The sequence below is a fragment of the Paraburkholderia sp. genome (assembly GCF_024281035.1).
Lineage (GTDB): Bacteria > Pseudomonadota > Gammaproteobacteria > Burkholderiales > Burkholderiaceae > Paraburkholderia.
In genome coordinates, this window is sequence record NZ_JAMXLH010000023.1 from 57,952 (window position 1) to 80,223 (window position 22,272).

Below are 22,272 nucleotides of genomic sequence, written 5' to 3' on the forward strand. Positions count from 1 at the left end.
TACTCCGCACCGGTGGCTGGGATCAATGCGTGGCGTTGCTTTGCGCGGCGCCGTCTTGCTGCGCGATCTGCTGCAGGCGTTGCTCGTAGAGCGCCTGGAAGTTGATCTCGGCGAGGTGGATCGGCGGGAAGCCGGCACGCGTGATCGCATCGGCGATGTTCGAGCGCAGGTACGGGAACAGGATCGTCGGGCAAGCAATGCCGACGAGCGGGTCGAGCTGCTCTTCCGGGATATTGCGGATGTCGAAAATGCCAGCCTGCTTTGCTTCGATCAGGAACGCAACCTTGTCCTTCACCTTCGCGGTGACCGTGCCCGTGACGATGATCTCGTAGACGGAATCGGCGAGGCGCTCGGCCTTGACGTCGACTTCCACTTCGACCGAGGGCATGTCCTGCTCAAGGAAGATGGCCGGCGAATTCGGCTGCTCGAGCGACATGTCCTTGAGGTAGATGCGCTGGATGTTGAAGAACGGCTGGTTGTTCTCGTCAGACATGGTGATTGGCTTCCCTGATTAAATGGATTGCAGCAGCAAACTACAAACTACCTGTACAGCGTGCTTTACGACATCACTGCGAACGTCACGGTGGACATCGCAGCGAACGTCGCTGCGGTCATCGCGGCGGGCGGCGCTGCACAGCAGCAAGCCCGCGCGGCACGACGGGCCGCGCGGGCCATCATGCCCGCTGGAACACGCGAAAACCACGCGGAAAAATGTCACGCGGCGCCCGCCGCCCTTGCGGGCCGGCGGCGCTCAGGCTGCGTTCAGGCCGCCTTTTCGAGCAGCGGCATCAGGCCGCCGGCGCGATCGAGCGCGGAGAGGTCGTCGTAACCGCCCACGTGCGTCTCGCCGATGAAAACCTGCGGCACGGTCCGGCGGCCGGTGCGGGTCATCATTTCCTCGCGACGGGCCGGTTCCAGATCGATCAGCACCTTCTCGATGTGTTCGACGCCGCGCGACTTTAAAAGACGTTCGGCCATCTGGCAATACGGGCACACCTGGGTGCTGTACATGACCACCTTGCTCACTTCGAACCTCCTTGTTTCACGACCGGCATGCCGGCCTGCTGCCAGGCGTTCACGCCGCCGTCCAGAACATGGACTTCGGCAAAACCGGCATCTTTCACAACGCGCAGCGCCTTGTGCGACTGCTGGCCCGTCTGGCAGACCAGCAATACCGGATTGCTCTTGTTCTTCACGAACTGGCCCACCTTGGCTTCCAGCTCGCCGAACGCAATCTGGCGGGCCGAAGGCAGATGTCCCTTCGCGAAGTCGTCCGCGGAACGCAGGTCGATCACCACCGCGTTACGGCGATTGATGAGCTGCGTCGCCTCGGCGGCAGAGACGCCGCGGCGCCCGCCGCGCGAAAGCGTCGGCCACAGGAGCAACCCTCCGGATATGAGGACGATCGCGATGAGTACAAGGTTGATGTAATTGGTAAAGAACGTCACGGAAGATTCGCCGGGGAAAGAGAAATCGAGGGAAATCCAGATTGGGCAACCTGTCCATTATAAAATAAGCGCTTGTCACGGGCGCGTCGCTGGCGCGTCGCTCACGTTGCGCGCCCCTTAAGCAGGCATGAAGTACCGGATGCGCCTGCGCAGGATGTTCCGGCGCGTCTCCCGTCCCCGTTTACCGCTTCCTCACTACCGGCCTTTATCCGCATGTACAAACTCGTGCTCATCCGCCACGGCGAATCGACGTGGAACAAGGAAAACCGATTCACCGGCTGGGTCGACGTCGACCTCACCGAACAGGGCGTCCGCGAAGCCCGGCAGGCAGGCCGCCTGCTCACGGAATCCGGCTATGCGTTCGACATCGCCTACACGTCGGTGCTCAAGCGCGCGATCCGCACGCTCTGGCTCGTTCAGGACGAAATGGACCAGATGTACCTGCCGGTCGTGCATTCGTGGCGCCTGAACGAGCGCCACTATGGCGCACTGTCCGGCTTGAACAAGGCCGAAACCGCTGCGAAGTACGGCGACGAGCAAGTGCTCGTCTGGCGCCGCAGCTACGACACGCCGCCGCCCGCACTCGATCCGGCCGATCCGCGCACGTCGTACAACGACCCGCGCTACGCGAAGGTCCGGCGCGAGGAGCTGCCGCTCGCCGAGTGCCTGAAAGACACCGTCGCACGCGTGCTGCCGATCTGGAACGAGTCGATTGCACCGGCCATCAAGTCGGGCAAGCAGATCCTGATCGCCGCCCACGGCAATTCGATCCGCGCGCTGGTGAAGTACCTCGACAACATTTCGGACGACGACATCGTCGGCCTGAACATTCCGAACGGCGTGCCGCTCGTCTACGAACTGGACGAGAACCTCAAGCCCATTACGCATTACTACCTCGGCGACGCCGAAGCGATCGCCAGGGCACAGGCCGCGGTCGCGAGCCAGGGCAAGGCGGGTTAAGCGCGGCCCATGCCGCATTTATTTGTCCGCTTTCACCGGCTTTCACCGGCTTTCAGGTGTTATTGCCGGGGCTTATGAAGGACGCTTGCCGGGCTCTAATCGTTTTTTCGCTTCCGACCCGGCAATCCGCCCGTCTTCCCGGCGGGCGGATTCGACCCGCTTCTCCGCGACGCGTTCCGGCTGATTCGCCGGCAGAACCGCCAGTCTCGCGACAGTTTCACGCCAGTTCCGGCTCAGCCAGGGTTTGTCATACCGTTTCTTGCGAACCGCATGAACTGCACGCTGTCGAACCGGGAATCGTCGGCGCGTGTTGCACTGGTCGCACTCCCCCGACAGGTGTCCAGTTATACTTGCCCATCGCTATTCCATAAGACGCCGTCACGTGCGTTTAGACCGCACGCAACAATCCCTATGCGAAAGAAACTGAAAAACATCGGCCTGATCGCCGCTGGCCTTGCAACCGGCGTATTTGCGACGCTGCAGATTTCCGCTTCGGCGCAGCAGACCTCCCTCGAGCCGCTGCCGCTCGACCAGTTGCGGCTCTTCGCCGAAGTGTTCGGGCAGATCAAGCATGAGTACGTCGTGCCGGTCGACGACAAGAAACTGCTGACTGCAGCGATCAAGGGCATGGTGTCGAGCCTCGATCCGCACTCCTCGTATCTGGACAAGACCGACTACCAGGAGCTGCAGGAACAGACTCGCGGCCGCTTCGCGGGCCTCGGCATCGAGATTTCGTCGGAAGACGGCCTCATCAAGGTGATTTCGCCGATCGAGGACACGCCCGCGTTCCGCGCCGGCATCCGTCCGGGCGACCTCATCACGCGCATCAACGACAAGCCCGTGCGCGGCATGACGCTCGACCAGGCCGTCAAGCAGATGCGCGGCGAGCCGGGCACCAAGGTCACGCTCACGATCTTCCGCAAGACCGACGACCGCACCTTCCCGCTCACCGTCACGCGCGCCATCATCAAGGTGCAGAGCGTGAAGTCGAAGATCGTGCAGCCCGGCTACGCCTACATCCGCATCACGAGCTTCCAGGAGCGCACGGTCCCCGACCTCGCGGCGAAGCTGCAAGACATCGCGCGCCAGGAGCCGAACCTCAAGGGCGTCATCCTCGATCTGCGCAACAATGGCGGCGGCCTGCTGCAAAGTGCGGTCGGCGTCGCGGGCGCGTTCCTGCCGCCGGATTCGGTCGTCGTTTCGACCAACGGCCAGATTCCGGACTCCAAGCAGGTCTATCGCGACACCTACGAGAACTACCGCCTGCCGTCGTTCGACGGCGATCCGCTGAAGAACGAGGCGGCCGAGTTCAGGACCGTGCCGATGATCGTGCTGACGAACGCGTATTCGGCCTCGGCATCGGAAATCGTGGCCGGCGCGCTGCAGGACCAGAAGCGCGCGCTGATCGTCGGCAAGACGACCTTCGGCAAGGGTTCGGTGCAGACGGTTCGTCCGATGACGGCCGACACGGCGCTGCGTCTCACGACGGCGTACTACTACACGCCGAGCGGCCGCTCGATCCAGAACAAGGGCATCCGTCCTGACTATCCGGTCGACCAGTACGCCGAAGGCGATCCGGACGACGCACTCGTCACGCGCGAAGTCGACTACTCGAACCACCTCGCAAATACGCAGGATCCGAACGAGAAGAAGGAGCAGGACCTGCGCGAGCAGGAGCGCATGGACATGCTGCGCCAGCTCGAAGAGCAGAACGACAAGAAGACGCCGGAACAGCGCCAGAAGGACCGCGACCGCAAGCCGGTCGAGTTCGGCACGCAGGATGACTTCATGCTCCAGCAGGCCCTGAACAAGCTGCAGGGCAAGCCGGTCATCGAGTCGAAGTCGCTCATGGAGCGCCGCCTCGCGCAGCAGAAGCCCGAGCAGTCGTCGGCCGCGCCGATCTCCGTGAAGCCCGCCACGCTGATCATGGTGCCGCGCGACACACCGGCATCGGCTCCTCAGTCGAAGTAACGTTTTCAGCAGCACACGCCCCTTTGCCCTTTGCCGCTACACGGCGGCAAAGGGGCGAACGAAGGCCCCCCCGCGCGCGGCTAAAATAACAACATCGAATCCACGGCGCGCAGCACGCAACCCCGGCCTGTCGCGACGCCCCAAGCCCCACTCCCCCCGCGCATCGCGATGAACGACGATCAACTCCTCCGCTATTCCCGCCACATCCTCGTCGACGAGATCGGCATCGAGGCGCAGCAGTGCTTTCTCGACGCGCACGCGATCGTGGTCGGCGCGGGCGGACTCGGCTCGCCCGCGGCGATGTATCTCGCGGCGTCGGGCGTGGGCACGATCACGCTCGTCGACAACGACAAAGTCGATCTCACGAACCTGCAGCGGCAGATCATGCACGAGACGGCTTCGGTTGGCTGCGCGAAAGTGGAGTCGGGCCGCCACGCCATCGCGCGGCTCAATCCGGAGGTGAAGGTGAACGCGGTAGAGGCGCGCATCGACGACGCGTGGCTCGACGCGAACGTGCCCGGCGCGACGGTCGTGCTCGATTGCACCGACAACTTCGCGACGCGCCATGCGATCAACCGCGCGTGCGTCGCGCACGGCGTGCCGCTCGTCTCGGGCGCGGCGCTGCGCTTCGACGGCCAGATCAGCACCTTCGACTTCCGTGATCCCGCCTCGCCCTGCTATGCGTGCGTGTTCCCCGAGGATCAGCCATTCGAGGAAGTGGCGTGCGCAACGATGGGCGTGTTCGCGCCGACGGTGGGCATCATCGGCGCGATGCAGGCCGCCGAGGCGCTGCGCGTGATCGGCCGGATCGGCGCGCCGCTCGTCGGCCGGCTCATGATGCTCGATTCGCTGCGCATGGAGTGGAACACGATGCGCATCGCGCGGCAGCCGGACTGCCCGGTCTGCGGCACGCGCCACGCGTGAAAAAAAACCTCGGCATGTGCCGAGGCTTGTTCGTGCCTGTTCGTGCTTTTTCGTTCGTTACCGGGCGCTGTTTTTACACCGCGCCTCACGCGCTGACGACACGCTTGAGCGCCGCCTGCAGTTCCTCGGGATCGTAAGCCGCCAGCACTTCGGCCACGGGTTTTTCCAGCGTCTTTAGTTGCGAGCGCAAGATCTCCTGCTTCACGACGAGCAACTGGCTCGGCAGCATCGAGAACTCGGTGAGCCCCATGCCGAGCAACAGTCGCGTGTACGCCGGATCGCCCGCCATCTCACCGCACACCGACACCGGCACGCCCGCGCGCTTCGCCTCGCGCAGCGTGTGCGAGATCAGTTGCAGCACGGCCGGATGGAGCGGATCGTAGAGTTCGGCGACGGCGTTGTCGGCGCGGTCGATGGCGAGCGTGTACTGGATCAGGTCGTTCGTGCCGATCGAGAGGAAGTCGAGACGGCGCAGGAACATCGGCAGCGAAAGCGCCGCCGCCGGGATCTCGATCATCGCGCCCACCTTGATGTTCGGATCGTAGGCGAGCCCCGCTTCGTCGAGCTGGCGCTTCGCTTCGCGGATCAGGCCGAGCGTCTGGTCGATCTGCTGCGCATGCGCGAGCATCGGGATCAGGATCTTCACGTTGCCGAACGCCGAAGCGCGCAGGATCGCACGCAACTGCGTGAGGAACATCCGCGGCTCGGAGAGGCTCCAGCGAATCGCGCGCAGGCCGAGCGCCGGATTCACCGCCGTCTCATAGCCGTCCGACGCGTTCATCGATTCGAGCGGCTTGTCCGCGCCCGCGTCGATCGTGCGGATCGTCACGGGCAGCCCGTTCATCAATTCCACTGCGCGGCGATAGGCGAGGAACTGCTCCTCTTCTTCCGGCAAATGGTTCTTGTGGTTCATGAACAGGAACTCGGTGCGGAACAGGCCCACGCCGGTCGCGCCTGAATCAACCGCGGCCTGGGCGTCTTCAGGCAGTTCGATGTTTGCGTAGAGTTCGATCTTCGTGCCGCACAGCGTCTGGGTCGGCGAGAACTTGAGGCGCTGCAGCTTGCGCCGCTCGAGCGCCATTTCGCTTTGGCGGTACGTGTACTCTTCGAGCACGATGGGCGCGGGATCGACGATCACGATGCCGTGGTCGCCGTCGACGATGATGAGATCGTCCTGGCGGATCAAAACGCTCGCCTGCTGCACACCGACCGCTGCCGGAATGCCGAGGCTGCGCGCCACGATCGCCGTGTGCGACGTGCGGCCGCCGAGATCGGTCACGAAGCCCTGGAAGCTTTGCGTCTTGAACTGGAGCATGTCGGCAGGCGCGATGTCGTGGGCGACTACGATCATTTCATTGCAGCCGCCGTGCAGCACCGTGGGCGACGCGCCCACGAGCGCCTTCAGCACGCGCTCGACCACCTGCTCGATGTCGGCCTTGCGCTCGCGCAGGTACTCGTCTTCGACGTCGTCGAAGTGGCGTGAAAGGCGATCGAGCTGTTCGGTGAGCGCCCATTCGACGTTGAAGCGGCGCGTGCGGATGAGGTCGATGGTCTCCTGCACGAGCATCACGTCACGCAGGATCATCAGGTGAACGCCGATGAACGCGCCCATTTCGGACGGTGCATCGACGGCAAGATCGGCGCGCAGCGCGTCGAGCTCCTGCTCGACCACGGCGAGGCCGGCGCGAAAGCGCTCGATCTCGGCTTCGATTTGCTCGGGTTCGATCAGATAGTGGTCGACGTCGAGTGCGGCCGGGGCGATCAGATATGCTCGCCCGATGGCGATACCGCGTGACACGGGAATTCCATGCAGCGTGAACGGCACGCGCACCTCCTCTGGTTTTGTGATGCCGCGGCAAACCGCTGCAGTGCAGCCCTCTCAGACCCCGAATCGAATTATAAATTCTGCGCGTTCGTCGTGCCGTCTCGTGACCTATCGTTTACCGGGACACGGCGACGCGCCACCGCTGATTTCGCCACACAAAACCGCACAAACCCGCGCAAACCCGCACGAACAAAAACGCCGCGGACAAGCCGCGGCGTCGAGCCATTCAGCGACAGCAGAAAGAGGTCACTGGCCTTCGCCGAATTTGTCGGCGATGAGCTTGAGCAGCGCGCCCATCGCGTCGGCTTCGTCAGGGCCTTCGGTTTCGATCAGCACGGTGCTGCCGATGCCCGCCGCCAGCATCATCACGCCCATGATGCTCTTCGCGTTGATCCGGCGGCCGTTGCGGCTCATCCAGACCTCGGACTGATAGTTGCCTGCCAGCTGGGTCAGCTTCGCCGACGCGCGCGCGTGCAGGCCGAGTTTGTTCACGATCGTCGTTTCTTGTTGCAGCATAGGTTCAATCCGGGCGCAGTATGGGGATTTGAGGCTTGTTCGGTTGGCGAGGTCCAGGGTTCCAGGCTTCGCGTTTTCGGGCGTGGGCGCGGCGCTTACGCGTCGGCTGGCTTCATCTTGGCACCGGCAAGCGCTGCGCCAGCCTCGGCGCACGGTGTCGACGCGCCCGGCGCCGGTATGCAGGAGAGGTCCGTGGGCGGCGGCATGGCCGGCGAAATCGCCTGGACACCCTTGCTCGCACCGGCGAGCGCCTTTTCCACCAGTGTGTCGAGCGGCGTCGCGCGGTAGCAGACAGCGCGCACGAGCATCGGCAGATTCACGCCCGCGAGCACCCTCACCTGAGGCACCGACGCGAGCCGCGCGGCGATGTTCGAGGGCGTCGCGCCAAACATGTCGGTGAGCACGAGCGCGCCGTTGTCTTCGCGCAGGCGCTCGATTTCCGCGTTGGCCTGCGCAACGACCTCGACCGGGTCGCTGTCCGGCGACACGTCGAGCGCGCCGATGCGCGCGGGACAACCGCCATAGATGTGAGCGATGCACTCGCGTAGCGCAGTGGCGAGCGGTGCGTGCGCAATGATCAGAATCCCTGCCATGTCAGCCTGACTGCAAAAAACGGCTTCGGTTGTCGCCCTTGCCGATCGCTTCGATCCCATCGATCGCTTCCGGCAGCGCCGAGCCTGTGGCCAGCCGTGGGCCCACAGGGTCGGAACACGCGCCGCGCGGCCATGCCGGCAGCGTTATGTCGACGCCTGGCAGCCTGCCCGGAACGCGGGCTCGCGGCATTGTAGCAGGGACATTTTCGCGCGAGACGAACCGTTTTGCTCGCGCTGCGCGCACGCCACACAGCCTGCTGCGTCAGTCGCCGGGGCCGCCTGGGGCCGCCTGGGGCCGCCTCGGGCGACCGCGGGGCTGCCATCGGATTGCTTCGGCGCCGCGCCGCGCACCCGTTTTATCCGCGCCCATGCCGGAGATGCCGCCGGCGCGGCCGGATTCAAGCCGCTGCGCGCTCCAGTGCGTCAATAAACATCGCGGCCACATCGAAGCCCGTCTGATCCATGATCTCGCGAAAGCACGTCGGACTCGTCACGTTGACCTCGGTGAGCCAGTCGCCGATCGCGTCGAGACCGACGAGCAGCAAGCCGCGCGCCGCGAGCGTCGGTCCGAGCGTTTTCGCGATTTCCATGTCGTGCGCGGTGAGCGGCTGCGCGCGGCCAAGTCCGCCCGCCGCGAGGTTGCCGCGCACCTCGTTGCCCTGCGGAATGCGCGCGAGCGCATACGGCACGGGTTCGCCGCCGATCAGCAAAATGCGCTTGTCGCCGTCCTTGATCTCGGGAATGAATTTCTGCGCCATCAGGCTGCGTGCGCCGTCCTCGCTCAGCATCTCGATGATCGAGCCGAGGTTCATGCCGTCCGCCTTCACGCGGAACACGCCCATGCCGCCCATGCCGTCGAGCGGCTTCAGAATCACGTCACCGTGCGCTTCGTGGAACGCGCGCAGACGCGCGGCGTTGCGCGTGACGAGCGTCGGCGCGACGAACTGCCCGAACTCGCCGATGGCGAGCTTTTCCGAATGGTCGCGGATCGCCTGCGGACGGTTGAAGATCTTCGCCCCCGCGCGCTCGGCCATTTCGAGCAGCCACGTGGACGTCACGTATTCCATGTCGAACGGCGGATCCTTGCGCATGAGGATCGCGTCGAAGCTCGTGAGCGCGCGCGACGCGCTCTGCGCGACGTACCAGCGCTCGCGATGCAGGTCCGTCTGGTCGCCGACGATCTCGAAACGCCGCACATCGGCCTCGACCTTGCCGTTCACCCAGGCGAGGTGCTGCGGCTCGCAGGCGTAGAGCGTGTGGCCGCGACGCGCGGCCTCGGCCATCATCGCGTAGGTCGAGTCCTTGTAGATGCGGAATCGCTCGAGCGGATCGGCGATGAAAAGAATGTCCATGTCGTCTCTACGTCTCTTTGTCGCCCGTCACGGGCGCGGTTGATCCGTTATCCGGAAAGCTGCGGGTGAAATGCGGGTCAAGCGTCGTAAAAGCGCGTCGCGCAGGTATGTCGCACGGGCACGTCGCACAGGCGCATCGTACAGGCGCGCAATCGCGTGGGCTTCAAACCTGGATCGCCTCGGGATCGGTCTTTTCCAGTTCGACCGACGCCGCGATAAGCCCGAGCCGCGCGACCACGCCGTACATATAGAAGCGGTTGGGCGGCGCCACGCCCGGCTTCGCGCGCGTATCGGGCAATGCCGTATGCTCGAAGCCGAGCGGCACGAAGTGCATGCCCGGCGCATTCAGGTTCTGGTCGCGCTCGCGGCTGCCGTGCGCGCGATAGAAACCGCCCACCACGTAACGGTCGATCATGTAGACGACCGGCTCGGCCACTTCGTCGCCGATGCGCTCGAACGTGTAGACGCCCTCCTGCACGATCACGTCGCGCACTTCGAGCCCGGCCTTGGTCGCCGCCATACGCGTGCGTTCGTTCTTCGTGAGCGCCGCAATTTCGGAAGCATCGTGCACGGTCATCACGCCGCGGCCATCGGTGCCCGCATCGGACTTGATGACGACGTAAGGCTTCTCGGTGATGCCGTACTCGCGATACTTCTTCGCAATCTTCTTGAGCACCGAGTCGATGGCCGTGGCGAGCGCCTCCTCGCCGGTGCGCGCCTCGAAGTCCACGCCCTCGACGTGCGCGAAGTACGGATTGATCATCCACGGGTCCACGCCCACCAGCTTCGCGAACTTCTTGGCCACGTCGTCGTAGCACGCAAAGTGGGTGGACTTGCGCCGCACGGCCCAGCCCGCATGCAGCGGCGGCAGCACGTATTGCTCGTGCAGGTTTTCGAGCACCGGCGGAATGCCGGCCGAAAGATCGTTATTCAGCAGAATCGTGCACGGGTCGAAGTTCTTCAGGCCGACGCGGCGCGCCGTGCGTTCGAGCGGTTCGACGACGATTTTCTGGCCGTCGGCGAGCGAGATCGTCACCGGCCCGGAGATCGACTCGTCGAGCGTGCCGAAGCGCACGTTCAAGCCCGCCTGGCGCATGATCGTCGCGAGCCGCGCGACGTTCTCGAGATAGAACGCGTTGCGCGTGTGCTGCTCGGGAATCATGAGCAGATTCTTGGCGTCGGGGCAGATCTTCTCGACTGCGGCCATCGCGGCTTGCACGGCGAGCGGCAGCACTTCCTGCGGCAGGCAGTTGAAGGCGCCGGGAAAGAGATTGGTGTCGACCGGCGCGAGCTTGAACCCTGCGTTGCGCAAGTCCACCGAGCAGTAGAACGGCGGCGTGTGCTCCTGCCATTCGAGGCGGAACCAGCGCTCAATGGCGGGCGTCGCGCCGAGGATGCGCTGCTCCAGTTCGAGGAGCGGGCCGTTCAACGCCGTAACCAGATGCGGGACCATAAACTCGTACTCGCGGACTTTGTAAGCAATGTTTGCAGGGAAACCGGCAGTCTATCTGGGGACGATTCCGCTCGATGCAAGGCTTCCTTCCCCTTACAGACCCAAGGGTTAATCGGCGCGCCAGCCCGGCGCGCCCGCCCATCATTCCATTCTGGACCGCACGAGCCCGCGTGCGCAATGGGCGCGCCCGCCGCGCCCCTTTATTGTGCGCAAACAAACAAAAAGACCCGCCATGGAAGGCGGGCCGAACTCACTGCGCTGTACTGCGCTGTACCGCACTACGTTGCATTTCCTGACAGACCAGGAACAGCAAACCCCGTAGGGGGCGCACGCGGCGGCTGCCGCAGCTGCCCCGTCGATCGTTATTCGACGCGCTCCCCGTGAAGAATCACGTCGAGGCCCTCGCGCTCTTCCTCTTCCGTGACGCGCAGGCCCATCACCATGTCGATGACCTTCAGAAGAACGAAGCTCACGATGCCGCTGTAGATCAGCGTCGTCAGAACGCCCTTGGCTTGCAGGAGGATGCTGCCGTCGGCGCCGCCGATGTCCTTGACCGCGAACACGCCGGTCAGGAGCGCGCCGACAATGCCGCCGATGCCGTGCACGCCGAACGCGTCGAGCGAATCGTCATAGCCGAGCTTGCCCTTGAGCCACGTAGCCGACCAGAAGCAGATCAGGCCTGCCGCGAAGCCGATCGCAAGCGCACCGGTCACGCCGACGAAACCCGAGGCCGGCGTCACCGCGACAAGCCCCGCGACCGCACCCGAAGCGATGCCGAGCACCGACGGCTTGCCCTTGGTGATCCATTCCGCAAACATCCAGCCGATCGCGGCGCAGGCGGTGGCGACTTGCGTCGTGAGCATCGCGAAGCCCGCACGGCCGTCAGCCGCGACAGCGGAACCCGCGTTGAAGCCGAACCAGCCGACCCAGAGCATCGCCGCGCCGATCAACGTGAGCGTGAGGTTGTGCGGCGCCATCGCTTCGCGGCCATAGCCGACACGCTTGCCGAGCACGAGGCAGCAGACGAGGCCTGCGACGCCCGCGTTGATGTGCACGACCGTGCCGCCCGCGAAGTCGAGGATGCCGGCGGCTGCGAGCCAGCCGGTCGGTTCCCAGACCATGTGCGCGATCGGCGCGTAGACGATGATCGACCAGAGCGACATGAACACGAGCATCGCCGAGAACTTCATCCGGTCGGCGAATGCACCGGTGATGAGCGCGGGCGTGATGATCGCGAACGTCATCTGATAGACGATGTAGACGGTCTCGGGGATGGTCGGCGCGAGGTGGCTCACGGTGAGCATCGTGGCTTTGTCGCCCTTGACGTAGTTCACGCCTGCCAGGAATACGTGCGAGAAGCCGCCGATGAACGGGCCGCCCGGCGTGAACGCCAGCGTGTAGCCGATCACCGTCCAGATCACCGTGACGACGCAGGTGATCGCAAAGCTCTGCATGAGCGTCGCGAGCACGTTCTTCTTGCGGACCATGCCGCCGTAGAAGAGCGCGAGCCCGGGAATCGTCATGAACAGGACGAGCGCGGTGGAGGTGAGCATCCAGGCGGTATCGCCGGAGTTGATCTTCGACGAATCGACCGAGTACGGCGCGGTCGGCGCGGCGGGAGCCGACGCATCGGCGGGCGCGCTGGCGCTGGCCGCGGGCGCCGGGGCGCTGGCCGGGGTGCTTGCTGCGGCGGAAGCGTCCGGCGCGGACGCGGTGGCGGCCGGGGCCGACGCGGCAGCCGCCGCGGACGCGTCGTCCGCGAGCGCGGCGCCGACACCGCCGGCCAGCAGCGCGCCGGCCATCATCAATGACATCAAAAGTTTGCGCATCTCGGTTTCCTCTCGTCTCTTTCGTCTGTCACAGGGCGTCAACGCCGGTTTCGCCGGTGCGGATGCGGATCACTTGCTCGATGGGCGTCACGAAAATCTTGCCGTCGCCGATCTTGCCCGTACGGGCTGCGCGTTCGAGCGCCTCGATGGCCTGCTCGACGATGTCTTCCGCGACGGCGGCCTCGATCTTCACCTTCGGCAGGAAATCGACGACGTATTCCGCGCCGCGGTACAGCTCCGTATGGCCTTTCTGGCGGCCGAATCCCTTCACTTCGGTCACGGTGATGCCCGAGACGCCGATGGCCGACAACGCCTCCCGCGCCTCATCGAGCTTGAACGGCTTGATGATTGCTGTAATGAGTTTCATGTAGTCCTCGCTGTGGTCGCTTGATCGTTTGTTCGTTTCTGCAACGGGCGTCGGGCGGGCGCATCTCGTCTCGTTTCGTTTCGGATGTTTCGCCTCGCCGACGCACCGCGAGCCAACTGCTATTCGGTACGCGGGGCAGTATTAGCAACACCCGTGCCAATTCGTAACAAGCCGTGACGATCCGCATGGCCGCAACGTTGACCCGCCTGCGTGCACAAATCGCGCAACGCGTGGACAATGCCGGTCCGCGGGGCGCACAAGCGCGGCGCACGGCCCCTGGCCGGACGGCCAGCGTGCCGCGCCGGATGTGGCATCGCAGGGGGATCGTTGCTACAGTGTCCTCACGCTGCGCTGGCGTGAATGCCGCATAAAAGGCCACTGCGAGCCACCGCGGGCCACCGCGCAGGGCCGTCATGTATGCCGGGGCAACGCGCAAGTCGTGTCGTGCCACGGCGCGCGTGAAGTGAATACGCACACGGCGGCGCACTCATCCGGGCGCACCAAGATCGGTCAAAGCCGCATACGAGGCACAGGCGAAACGAAACGTGCACATTTTTTGTGCAGCAAAGGGGAATCGAATGAAACAACCAACCGACGTATTGAATGATCTGCAAAATCGCGTGAGCGACCTGCTGAAGAACTCGCCCGCGCGCGACGTCGAGCGCAATGTGCGCGCAATGCTTTCGCAAGGCTTTTCGAAGCTGGATCTCGTGACGCGCGAGGAATTCGATGCGCAAACGCAGGTGCTCGTGCGTACGCGCCAGCGTCTCGAAGAGCTCGAGCGCCGCGTCGCCGAACTGGAGCAGAAGGCACCCGTCACTGGCCAGTCGTCCTGATCGATTGCAGATGCACTCACGGCAAGCGAGCCGTAGCGTAATCGCAATGGAACCGTAAAGAGGCGCCAGAGCCTGCTCACGCCAGTCACAAGCCGATCGATAGCGGTGATTTGTGGCGGCGATTGTTAGCAGGTCTGTGCCTCGCCAGCCAGGCGCTCGCGCGGCACACCGCGCGCGGCGCAGTCTTTCGGGGATTCCGATGTCGCTTGCCGTGGTCAAGAGCCGCGCGCCGGCTGCTGGCCGCGCGCTGGAAGTCACTGTCGAAGTCCACCTCGCCAACGGGTTACCGGCGTTCTCCATCGTCGGCCTGCCCGATCTCGAAGTCCGCGAAAGCCGCGAGCGCGTGCGCGCCGCATTGCAGAACTGCGGCTTCGATTTCCCCGTGCGCCGCATCACCGTCAATCTCGCTCCGGCGGACTTGCCCAAGGAATCCGGCCGCTTCGATCTGCCAATCGCACTCGGCATACTCGCAGCGAGCGGGCAGATTCCCGCCACGTCACTCGCCAATCGCGAATTCGCAGGCGAACTCTCGCTGACCGGTGCCGTGCGGCCCATGCGCGGCGCCTTTGCCATGGCGTGCGGCACGGCACGCGCGTCTTCCGCTGCATCGAGTTCGACCGACCCGGTCAGCCCGGCGCCGCCGCAACTCTATCTACCGGCAGAGAACACGGCGGAAGCCGCGCTCGTACCCGGCGTGGATGTGTTCGGCGCCACCGACCTGCGCGCGCTTTGCGCCCATCTCGCCGGTGCGGAGGACGCGCGGCTCACGCCCACGCGCGCCAGCGCGCTCGACACAGCCGCAGGCACGCCTTCGCCCGACATGGCGGACGTGATCGGTCAGCGCAGCGCACGGCGTGCACTCGAAGTGGCCGCCGCGGGCGGGCATCACATGCTGATGGTCGGTCCGCCCGGCGCGGGCAAGTCGATGCTCGCGGCGCGCTTGCCCGGGCTCCTTCCGCCGATGACCGACGCCGAAGCGCTGGCCTCGGCCGCGTTGCTCTCGGCAAGCGCGATCGGATTCTCGCCGCAGCAATGGCGGCGGCGGCCGTTTCGCGCGCCGCATCATTCGTCGAGCGCGGCGGCGCTGATCGGCGGGCGCAATCCGCCGCAGCCCGGCGAGATCACGCTCGCCCATCTGGGCGTGCTGTTTCTCGACGAACTGCCCGAATTCGACCGCCACGTACTGGAAACGCTGCGCGAGCCGCTCGAAGCGGGTTCGATCACGATCTCGCGCGCCGCGTGGCAGACCGACTTCCCCGCCGCATGCCAGCTGGTCGCGGCGATGAATCCATGCCCGTGCGGCTGGCGCGGCGATCCATCCGGGCGTTGCCGCTGCACGCCCGAAGGCGCCGCGCGCTATCTGCGCAAGCTGTCGGGGCCGCTGCTCGACCGCATCGACATCCAGATCGACATTCCCGCACTGCCGCCCGCCGAGCTCGCGGCCCGCGCGCACACGCCCGGCGAGCCGAGTACGGCCATTGCCGCGCGGGTGGCCGCGGCACGCGCGCGGCAATGGCAACGCCAGGGCAAGATCAACCGGGAATTGAGCGGCCGCGACACCGATGAAGTCTGCCGCCCGGACGCCGCTGGAGAATCGCTGCTGCGCGAGGCGGGCGAACGGTTTGGCTGGTCGGCGCGCGCGTACTACCGCGTCCTGAAGGTCGCGCGCACCATCGCCGATCTCGCGGGCGCGTCGATGCCCACCTCGGCCCATATCGCGGAAGCCATCCAGTACCGTCGCGCCCTTGCAGACCATTAGAGCCCACCTGGAGCGCCGGTCACCCGGCAAACGTCATCGCCGCCGCAAGAAAATGCCGCAAAGACTTGACTTATGCACACAGCGCTGCATTAGCAAGCGATTTGTGAGAAAAGCGCATCCATCTGGCGATATTTTCTCAAGTTATTGATTTAATTTGGTTTATTGAATTGCCGATTACCCGGGCAAACTAACGAAAAGCCCACAGGACGGACCTTTGCGGGCCGTTACCCGCTGTTTTCCACAAAGTTACCCACAGGACCTGTGGGTAACCCGTAAACTTCCAATCAAATCCGGGTATTAGCGCCACAAGCTACGAAGGAACTTTCATTCGGATCGGCAATCGCGCTCACGCTCAGGAGAGCCTGAACGAGCCGAAGAACTGGTCGATCTGTTCGACGGGCGGCAGCGCGCGGCCCACGATGGCGACCTCGTACACATGCGCCCCCTTCGCGACGAGCCGCGCGTGGATCGTGCGGGACGTTTCGCTCCCCCCAGCCGTGCCTGCCTTGCCGGTGAACCGCATCTCGATGCCCTCGACCGACCCGCCCGCCACTAGCGGCACCGCCACATCGTGCGCACCGGGCGCATCGGACGACAGGCCCACGTTGCGCGCGAGCCCCTCGCGCAGGAACGCGATCACCCGCTGCTGCGTCTCGGGCCGCGCGTCGGGCAACTCCACCGTGCCGACCACGAAGAGCACATCGTCCACTTCGGCTGTCTGCATGCGCATGCGCATCGGCGTGCCGTCGATGTCGACGTCGCGCTGATCCGCCCCCGGCTTCGCGGGTAAATCGACGCTGTAGCCGCTCGCGTTGTTCGTCACCGTGCGCCAGTCGTAGGTCGGCGAGCACGCCGCCAATGCGCCTGCAGCCGCCAGGACGCACAGTGCCCGCGGGCCGAATCTGAACAGCAGCAAAGCGAAAGTGTCGCGAAAAGCAGTCAGAGGCATGAGGTGCGAGAAGAGCAGAAATTAAGGGGATGCAAAACAGGGACGCAATACAGGAACGCAATACAGGGCCTCAACAGCGCCCGCAGCAGGCTCGCGGCCGTATTGGACTGCAACCGGACAGCAAACGCCGCGCCGCCAGATTCGGCGTTAGAATACTTCGGCCAGATTTCCGGTGTCCGAGATTCCGCTCATGAGTTCCGCCTCCCCTACTCCCCCGACAGCCCGCCGCTCAGGCGCCACGCGCGGCATTGTCATCGCGCTGATCGTCGGCGCGCTTGCCGTCGCCGGTTACTTCGCCTTCTTCGGCAGCAAGGAGCGCGCGCCCGACGCCACGTTCACCCTGCTGTCCGGCCAGAAAGTTTCCACCGCCGACCTGAAGGGCAAGGTCTATCTCGTCAACTTCTGGGCGACGAGTTGCACCACCTGCATGAAAGAGATGCCGCAGATGGTGCAGACCTATAACCGCTTCAAGGGCGAAGGGCTCGAATTCGTCGCCGTGGCGATGAACTACGACACGCCGACGTACGTGGCGAACTACGCGCAGACGCGTCAATTGCCGTTCAAGGTCGCGATGGACGACGGCTCGGCGGCCAGGCAGTTCGGCAACGTGCAGCTTACGCCGACCACCTTCGTCATCGACCGCAACGGCAAGATTCTCAAGCGCTATGTCGGCGAGCCGCAGTTCGCCGAACTCGACTCGTTGCTGCAAAAAGCGCTGTCCGCCGGATGACGGCGCACTGAGCGCAGCAGCGGCTCACCACATGACAACGGCAGCGGTTCCCGCTGCCGTTTTCGTTTGCGCGGCCGTGTTCATCGTCAGCCGCGCGTTTCCGGGTCCCCGCGCACGACGAGCCCATAGCGGCGGATCTTCTCATAGAGCGTGGCCTTCGCCATCTGCAACTGCGCGGCGGCCTGCGCGACTGCGCCGCCCGACTGCTCCAGGGCGTCGGCGATCAGCGCGCGCTCGTACTGCTCGACGCGCTCCTTGAGCGGCTGCGCCGCATCGCCAGCACCGCCCGCAGGCCTTGCGGCATCGTCGGGAATCCCGAGCACGCAGCGGTCCGCCGCGTTGCGCAGCTCGCGCACGTTGCCGGGCCAGTCGCGCTGCGCAAGGCGCAGGCGGTCGCGCTCGGTGAGCAGCGGCGCGGGACGCTGGTAGCGCACCGCCGCGTCGAGCAGAAAGTGCTCGAAGAGCGGCACGATATCCTCGCGGCGCTCGGCGAGCGGCGGCAGCGCGATCGTCACGACGTTGAGCCGGTACAGCAGGTCGCGCCGAAACGTGCCCGCCGCGACATGCTCGGTCATGTCGCCCTTCGCCGCCGCGATCACGCGCAGATCGACGCGCACCGGCTGGTTCGAGCCGAGCCGCTCGAGGACGCCGTCTTGCAGCACCCGCAGCAGCTTCACCTGAAGCGCGAGCGGCATGCTCTCGATCTCGTCGAGAAAGAGCGTGCCGCCCGAGGCATGTTCGAGCTTGCCGATCCGCCGCTTGGCCGCGCCCGTGAACGCGCCCGCCTCGTAGCCGAACATCTCCGATTCGAACATCGGCTCCGGCAGCGCGGCGCAGTTCACGGCGACGAACGGCCTGTCGCGGCGCGGCGAGCGTTCGTGCAGGCTGCGCGCGATCAGCTCCTTGCCCGCGCCGGTATCGCCGTTGATGAGCACGGCCGCATCGGTCGGCGCGACGTTCGCGATCAGGCGGCGCACCTGCTCCATCGCCGGACTCTTGCCGATGATGCGCGGCGCGAGCGCATCCTGCCCCGCCAGTTCGCGGCGCAGCGCGAGGTTTTCGAGCACCAGCGTGCGGCGTTCGAGCGCGCGGCGCACGGTTTCGACGAGCCGCTCGGTGGCGAACGGCTTTTCGATGAAATCGTAGGCGCCGTCGCGCATCGCCTGAACCGCCATCGTGATGTCGCCGTGCCCCGTGACGAGGATCACCGGCACATCCGGCGCGCGCTCGTGGCATTGCGCAAGCAAGTCGAGCCCGCTCGCGCCGGGCAGGCGGATATCGCTGACCACGACGCCCGCGAACTCGGCGTCGACAAGCGGCAGCGCCGCCTCGGCCGTGGCGAATCCGGACGCGTCGAAGCCCGCGAGCTGCAGGCTTTGCACGCCCGCGCGCCGCACCAGTTCGTCGTCCTCGACGTAAAGCACCTGGCCGCCGGTTGGAGTCACTTTGGAGTCACCATATTCGTTCGATTTCCTGATCTACCTGATTCAGACGTCGGTGGCGGCAACCCGCGCCGCGCTCACCTGCGCGCGGCGCAGCGTCAGCACGAAGCACGCGCCGCCGTCCGGTTCGTTGTGCGCGACGAGCGAGCCGCCGCAGTCGCGCGCGATCGAAGACGAGATCGCGAGCCCGAGGCCGAGCCCCTGCCCCATCTCCTTCGTCGTGAAGAACGGCTCGAAGAGACGCGGCATCACGTCTTCGGGAATGCCGGGCCCGTTGTCGCGCACGCGAATCGCAATCGTCGCGGCCTGCGCTTCGATATCGATGGCGATGCGCGGCGACGCCGCGTCCGCCGCCGCGTCGAGCGCGTTGCCGATGAGGTTGATGAGCACCTGTTCGAGCCGCAGGTCGTCGCACTGCGCGACAAGGCCCGGATACTCGCCGAGCGGATCGAACGGAACGGCGAGCGGCGCGCCCACGGTGTTCGCCATGCCCGCCGTTCCCGCCGTGTAATCGGTCAGCGTGAGGCTCACGCTCACGCCGGCCAGGCGCTTGCCGAGCAGCGCGAGCGCCTGACGCAGCGCGCTCGCCACCGGCGAGCGCAGGCTGCGCGGTCGCGCACGGCCCACGAAGAGCTTGAGCTGGTTGACGATCTTGCCCATGCGTTCGGTGAGCGAGCCGATCGCCTCCAGATTCTCGTGCGCCGCCGCGTACTGGCCGCGTTCGAGGAACACGCGCGTGTTGTCCGAGAAGCTGCGCAGCGCCGCGAGCGGCTGGTTCAGTTCGTGCGTGATGCCCGCCGCCATCTGGCCGAGCGCGGCGAGCTTGCTCGCCTGGATCAGCTCGTCCTGGGCGGCGCGCAGCTCGGCTTCGGCGCGCGCCCGCTCCTGCACTTCGCGCTGCAACTGCTCGTTGGCCTGCGACAGATCGGCGGTGCGCTCGGCCACCCGTTCGTTGAGCATCGCGTAGGCCTTTTGCAGCATCGCGCGGCTTTGCATGACCTCTTTCACGCGCTGGCGCCGCTGCCGCCAGTAAAAGCCGAGCAGGCACAGCGACACCCAGGCGAAGCCCGTCACGATGGTCGCGCTGCGCGTGGCGACGACCACCGGGCGCACCGGCGACATCGTCACCAGGTTCCAGTCCGGCACGCCGAGCGCGCGGCGCGTTTCGATGTAGCGCGGCGCACCGATGCCGCCGCCGATGCTGCCCACTACGCCGCCGCCGATGCGCACGATATCGGCGTCGTCCTGCAGCACGCGTTCGACGTGCGCGGGCAGCGGCTCGATGATCTGGCGCGCGTACTGCCGCGTCCGGTCGATGGACGCCACGACATCCGCAGGAAGCGGCCGCATCGTGTGGTACTTCCACGCGGGCACGGAGGACAGGAAGATCACGCCGTGATCGTCGGTGACGAGGAGCGGCTCGCCTGAGTCGGCGCCCGGAAACCATTCGAGATTGAGCTTGACGACCGCCACGCCGACGATCTTGCCGCCGCGCCGCACCGGCTGCGAAACGTAGTAGCCCGGATCGTGCGAGATCGTGCCGATGCCGAAGAAGCGGCCGACGCCGCCCTTCACCGCATCGATGAAATACGGCCTGAACCGGTAGCTCACGCCGACGAAGCTGTCCTTGTCGCGCCAGTTGCTGGCTGCGATGCACATGCCGTCGGCCTGGATGATGTAGGTGGTGGTCGCGCGCGCGTGGCGGTTGACGTCTTCGAGATAGCGGTTCGCCGCGTCGATCCACTCGGGCTTCGGATCGACGAGCACGTCTTGCACGAGCGGATGCTCGCCGACGATGAAGGGCAGCGACTCGTAGCGCTCCAGCGTGCTCCTGAGCGCGGCCGTCGTGCGGTCGCCGCGCACGGCGGCGGCGTGGCGCAGCGTGTCGATGCCGCTTTTCCAGGCGAGCGTCCACGTGAGCGCGCAGACCGCGACGAGCCCGGCGGCGAGCGCAAAGAGAATGAACAGGCGGCGCGTCACGCGATCGGCTTCCAGACGGTCAAACGGGGATTAACGGGATTGTGGCACAGGCGCACGGGGCGGAGCGCCCCGGCGAGGCGCGAGCGGATCGAGACGACCGCCGCGCCGGAAAAAAAACAGACAGCGCGCCGCAGGGGGTCGTCGCGCTGTCACGCCGTGTGGGCGGGGAAACCGAACGAAACGGAACGAGCTTGAGATGCGGGAAAAAGCGGGAAAGCAGCGGCAAAACAGCGGGGCAACAGCGGGGCAACAGCGGCAAAACGGCCGAAAAGCAGCCGACAAGCAGCCACCAAACTGCAGCCAGACAGCCCGCAACCGGCAATCGGGCAGCGAGCGAACAGCGCGCAAACGTCGAGCCGCGCGCCATCCGTCTAATGCGGGCGAGGCGGGAATCGGGCGGCAACGCCCGGCGAACCCGCCCCTTGGCCCCGCGAGCGCGCGGCTTTAAGCCTGCGCGCTTTCCTTCACATCGACTTCGCCTGCGAGCACGGCACGCAGCTTCTTGCGGTCGAGTTCCTTCTCCCATGCCGACACCACGACCGTCGCCACGCCGTTGCCGACGATGTTGGTCAGTGCACGGCACTCGCTCATGAAGCGGTCGATGCCGAGGATCAGCACCATGCCCGAGAGCGGAATCGTCGGCACCACGGCGAGCGTCGCCGCGAGCGTGATGAAACCCGCGCCGGTCACGCCGCTCGCGCCCTTCGAGGTGAGCATCGTCACCGCGAGCAGCGTGAGCTGCTGCGTCCACGTGAGGTCGGTGTTGGTCGCCTGGGCGATGAAGAGCACCGCCATCGTCATGTAGATGTTGGTGCCGTCGAGGTTGAACGAGTAGCCGGTCGGCACGACGAGGCCCACGACCGAGCGCGAGCAGCCAAGGCGCTCGAGCTTCTGCATCAGTTGCGGCAGCGCCGATTCCGACGAACTCGTGCCGAGCACGATCAGCAGTTCTTCCTTGATGTACTTCAGGAACTTCCACAGGCTGAACCCATGCGCCCAGGCAATCGTCCCCAGCACCACGAACACGAACCCGAAGCTCGTAATGTATACGCACGAGAGCAGCTTCAGCAGCGGCAGCAGGGTCTTCAAACCGTACTTGCCGATGGTGAACGCCATGGCTCCGAACGCGCCCAGCGGCGCCGCTTCCATGATCAGCGAGATCACCCGGAACAGCCAATGCGCGATCTTGTCGCAGCCTTCCGTGATCTGACGCCCGCCCGGCAACGCCGCCAGCGCCAGTCCGAACAGGATGGCCACCAGCAGCACTTGCAGAATGTCCCCCTGGGTGAAGGCGTCGGTCACGGTTTTCGGGATGATGTTCATTAGGAAATCGACCGT

General features: G+C 65.6%; 20 protein-coding genes. 6 read left to right on the plus strand and 14 right to left on the minus strand.

Annotated features, from left to right (window positions below; translation table 11 throughout):
* Positions 1-22 precede the first annotated feature (22 nt).
* The 3 genes from secB to Q0L30_RS07270 all read right to left on the minus strand — a co-directional run bounded on the left by secB (position 23) and on the right by Q0L30_RS07270 (position 1,448).
* Positions 23-493 carry a protein-export chaperone SecB gene (secB, locus tag Q0L30_RS07260; RefSeq protein WP_293042644.1) on the minus strand — a complete coding sequence of 157 codons (471 nt, stop codon included), beginning with the start codon at positions 491-493 and terminating at the stop codon, positions 23-25.
* 269 nt (positions 494-762) lie between these two features.
* A complete protein-coding gene (gene grxC, locus Q0L30_RS07265) occupies positions 763-1,026 on the minus strand; it encodes a glutaredoxin 3 (RefSeq protein WP_296653178.1) in 264 nt (87 codons plus the stop codon).
* A complete protein-coding gene (locus Q0L30_RS07270; protein ID WP_296653181.1) occupies positions 1,023-1,448 on the minus strand; it encodes a rhodanese-like domain-containing protein in 426 nt (141 codons plus the stop codon). The genes grxC and Q0L30_RS07270 overlap by 4 nt, the downstream gene beginning before the upstream one ends.
* 213 nt (positions 1,449-1,661) lie before the next feature.
* Here Q0L30_RS07270 and gpmA point away from each other — a divergent pair, with 213 nt between their 5' ends.
* The 3 genes from gpmA to Q0L30_RS07285 all read left to right on the plus strand — a co-directional run bounded on the left by gpmA (position 1,662) and on the right by Q0L30_RS07285 (position 5,303).
* A complete protein-coding gene (gene gpmA / locus Q0L30_RS07275) occupies positions 1,662-2,408 on the plus strand; it encodes a 2,3-diphosphoglycerate-dependent phosphoglycerate mutase (protein ID WP_296653183.1) in 747 nt (248 codons plus the stop codon).
* A gap of 411 nt (positions 2,409-2,819) precedes the next feature.
* Entirely contained in the window at positions 2,820-4,379 is a 1,560-nt protein-coding gene (locus Q0L30_RS07280; RefSeq protein ID WP_296653186.1) for a S41 family peptidase, read from the plus strand.
* Positions 4,380-4,547: 168 nt separating this feature from the next.
* Entirely contained in the window at positions 4,548-5,303 is a 756-nt protein-coding gene (locus Q0L30_RS07285; RefSeq protein ID WP_296653189.1) for a molybdopterin-synthase adenylyltransferase MoeB, read from the plus strand.
* 85 nt (positions 5,304-5,388) lie between these two features.
* Here Q0L30_RS07285 and ptsP read toward each other — a convergent pair whose 3' ends face one another.
* From ptsP to Q0L30_RS07320, 7 genes are all read right to left on the minus strand, one after another.
* A complete protein-coding gene (ptsP, locus tag Q0L30_RS07290; RefSeq protein ID WP_296653192.1) occupies positions 5,389-7,128 on the minus strand; it encodes a phosphoenolpyruvate--protein phosphotransferase in 1,740 nt (579 codons plus the stop codon).
* 246 nt (positions 7,129-7,374) lie between these two features.
* On the minus strand, positions 7,375-7,644 hold the full coding sequence (locus tag Q0L30_RS07295; protein ID WP_293042625.1) for an HPr family phosphocarrier protein: 270 nt from the start codon (positions 7,642-7,644) through the stop codon (positions 7,375-7,377).
* A gap of 95 nt (positions 7,645-7,739) precedes the next feature.
* Positions 7,740-8,237 carry a PTS sugar transporter subunit IIA gene (locus Q0L30_RS07300; RefSeq protein ID WP_296653198.1) on the minus strand — a complete coding sequence of 166 codons (498 nt, stop codon included), beginning with the start codon at positions 8,235-8,237 and terminating at the stop codon, positions 7,740-7,742.
* 398 nt (positions 8,238-8,635) lie between these two features.
* On the minus strand, positions 8,636-9,589 hold the full coding sequence (gene gshB, locus Q0L30_RS07305) for a glutathione synthase (protein ID WP_296653200.1): 954 nt from the start codon (positions 9,587-9,589) through the stop codon (positions 8,636-8,638).
* Between the two features lie 163 nt (positions 9,590-9,752).
* The gene (gene gshA / locus Q0L30_RS07310; protein WP_296653203.1) at positions 9,753-11,042 is read right to left on the minus strand and encodes a glutamate--cysteine ligase; all 1,290 of its coding nucleotides are present in this window, start codon (positions 11,040-11,042) and stop codon (positions 9,753-9,755) included.
* Between the two features lie 362 nt (positions 11,043-11,404).
* On the minus strand, positions 11,405-12,871 hold the full coding sequence (locus tag Q0L30_RS07315) for an ammonium transporter (RefSeq protein WP_296653206.1): 1,467 nt from the start codon (positions 12,869-12,871) through the stop codon (positions 11,405-11,407).
* A gap of 28 nt (positions 12,872-12,899) precedes the next feature.
* A complete protein-coding gene (locus Q0L30_RS07320) occupies positions 12,900-13,238 on the minus strand; it encodes a P-II family nitrogen regulator (protein ID WP_293042614.1) in 339 nt (112 codons plus the stop codon).
* A 578-nt stretch (positions 13,239-13,816) separates the two neighbouring features.
* Here Q0L30_RS07320 and Q0L30_RS07325 point away from each other — a divergent pair.
* Positions 13,817-14,074, plus strand: a complete 258-nt coding sequence (locus Q0L30_RS07325; RefSeq protein ID WP_296653209.1) for an accessory factor UbiK family protein — start codon at positions 13,817-13,819, stop codon at positions 14,072-14,074.
* 199 nt (positions 14,075-14,273) lie between these two features.
* Positions 14,274-15,833, plus strand: a complete 1,560-nt coding sequence (locus Q0L30_RS07330) for a YifB family Mg chelatase-like AAA ATPase (protein WP_296653211.1) — start codon at positions 14,274-14,276, stop codon at positions 15,831-15,833.
* A gap of 352 nt (positions 15,834-16,185) precedes the next feature.
* Here the strand turns inward: Q0L30_RS07330 and Q0L30_RS07335 are convergent, their stop codons facing one another.
* Entirely contained in the window at positions 16,186-16,782 is a 597-nt protein-coding gene (locus Q0L30_RS07335) for a hypothetical protein (RefSeq protein ID WP_296653214.1), read from the minus strand.
* A 190-nt stretch (positions 16,783-16,972) separates the two neighbouring features.
* Here Q0L30_RS07335 and Q0L30_RS07340 point away from each other — a divergent pair, with 190 nt between their 5' ends.
* Positions 16,973-17,512, plus strand: coding sequence for a TlpA disulfide reductase family protein (locus tag Q0L30_RS07340; protein ID WP_296653217.1), 540 nt, complete (start codon positions 16,973-16,975; stop codon positions 17,510-17,512).
* Positions 17,513-17,598: 86 nt separating this feature from the next.
* Here Q0L30_RS07340 and Q0L30_RS07345 read toward each other — a convergent pair whose 3' ends face one another.
* The 3 genes from Q0L30_RS07345 to Q0L30_RS07355 form a co-directional block, all read right to left on the minus strand.
* A complete protein-coding gene (locus tag Q0L30_RS07345) occupies positions 17,599-18,957 on the minus strand; it encodes a sigma-54 dependent transcriptional regulator (protein WP_296653219.1) in 1,359 nt (452 codons plus the stop codon).
* A 42-nt stretch (positions 18,958-18,999) separates the two neighbouring features.
* Positions 19,000-20,934: an ATP-binding protein gene (locus tag Q0L30_RS07350; RefSeq protein WP_296653222.1), complete on the minus strand. Its 1,935-nt coding sequence runs from the start codon at positions 20,932-20,934 to the stop codon at positions 19,000-19,002.
* A gap of 444 nt (positions 20,935-21,378) precedes the next feature.
* Positions 21,379-22,272, minus strand: an 894-nt coding sequence (locus Q0L30_RS07355) for a cation:dicarboxylase symporter family transporter (protein WP_296653224.1), incomplete at its 5' end; no start/stop codon positions are given.

Coding starts and splice junctions, on each gene's coding strand:
- secB (WP_293042644.1), bottom strand. CDS start 493: ATGTCTGACGAGAACAACCAGCCGTTCTTCAACATCCAGCGCATCTAC.
- gpmA (WP_296653183.1), top strand. CDS start 1,662: ATGTACAAACTCGTGCTCATCCGCCACGGCGAATCGACGTGGAACAAG.
- Q0L30_RS07280 (WP_296653186.1), top strand. CDS start 2,820: ATGCGAAAGAAACTGAAAAACATCGGCCTGATCGCCGCTGGCCTTGCA.
- Q0L30_RS07285 (WP_296653189.1), top strand. CDS start 4,548: ATGAACGACGATCAACTCCTCCGCTATTCCCGCCACATCCTCGTCGAC.
- Q0L30_RS07295 (WP_293042625.1), bottom strand. CDS start 7,644: ATGCTGCAACAAGAAACGACGATCGTGAACAAACTCGGCCTGCACGCG.
- Q0L30_RS07300 (WP_296653198.1), bottom strand. CDS start 8,237: ATGGCAGGGATTCTGATCATTGCGCACGCACCGCTCGCCACTGCGCTA.
- gshB (WP_296653200.1), bottom strand. CDS start 9,589: ATGGACATTCTTTTCATCGCCGATCCGCTCGAGCGATTCCGCATCTAC.
- gshA (WP_296653203.1), bottom strand. CDS start 11,042: ATGGTCCCGCATCTGGTTACGGCGTTGAACGGCCCGCTCCTCGAACTG.
- Q0L30_RS07315 (WP_296653206.1), bottom strand. CDS start 12,871: ATGCGCAAACTTTTGATGTCATTGATGATGGCCGGCGCGCTGCTGGCC.
- Q0L30_RS07320 (WP_293042614.1), bottom strand. CDS start 13,238: ATGAAACTCATTACAGCAATCATCAAGCCGTTCAAGCTCGATGAGGCG.
- Q0L30_RS07325 (WP_296653209.1), top strand. CDS start 13,817: ATGAAACAACCAACCGACGTATTGAATGATCTGCAAAATCGCGTGAGC.
- Q0L30_RS07330 (WP_296653211.1), top strand. CDS start 14,274: ATGTCGCTTGCCGTGGTCAAGAGCCGCGCGCCGGCTGCTGGCCGCGCG.
- Q0L30_RS07335 (WP_296653214.1), bottom strand. CDS start 16,782: ATGCCTCTGACTGCTTTTCGCGACACTTTCGCTTTGCTGCTGTTCAGA.
- Q0L30_RS07340 (WP_296653217.1), top strand. CDS start 16,973: ATGAGTTCCGCCTCCCCTACTCCCCCGACAGCCCGCCGCTCAGGCGCC.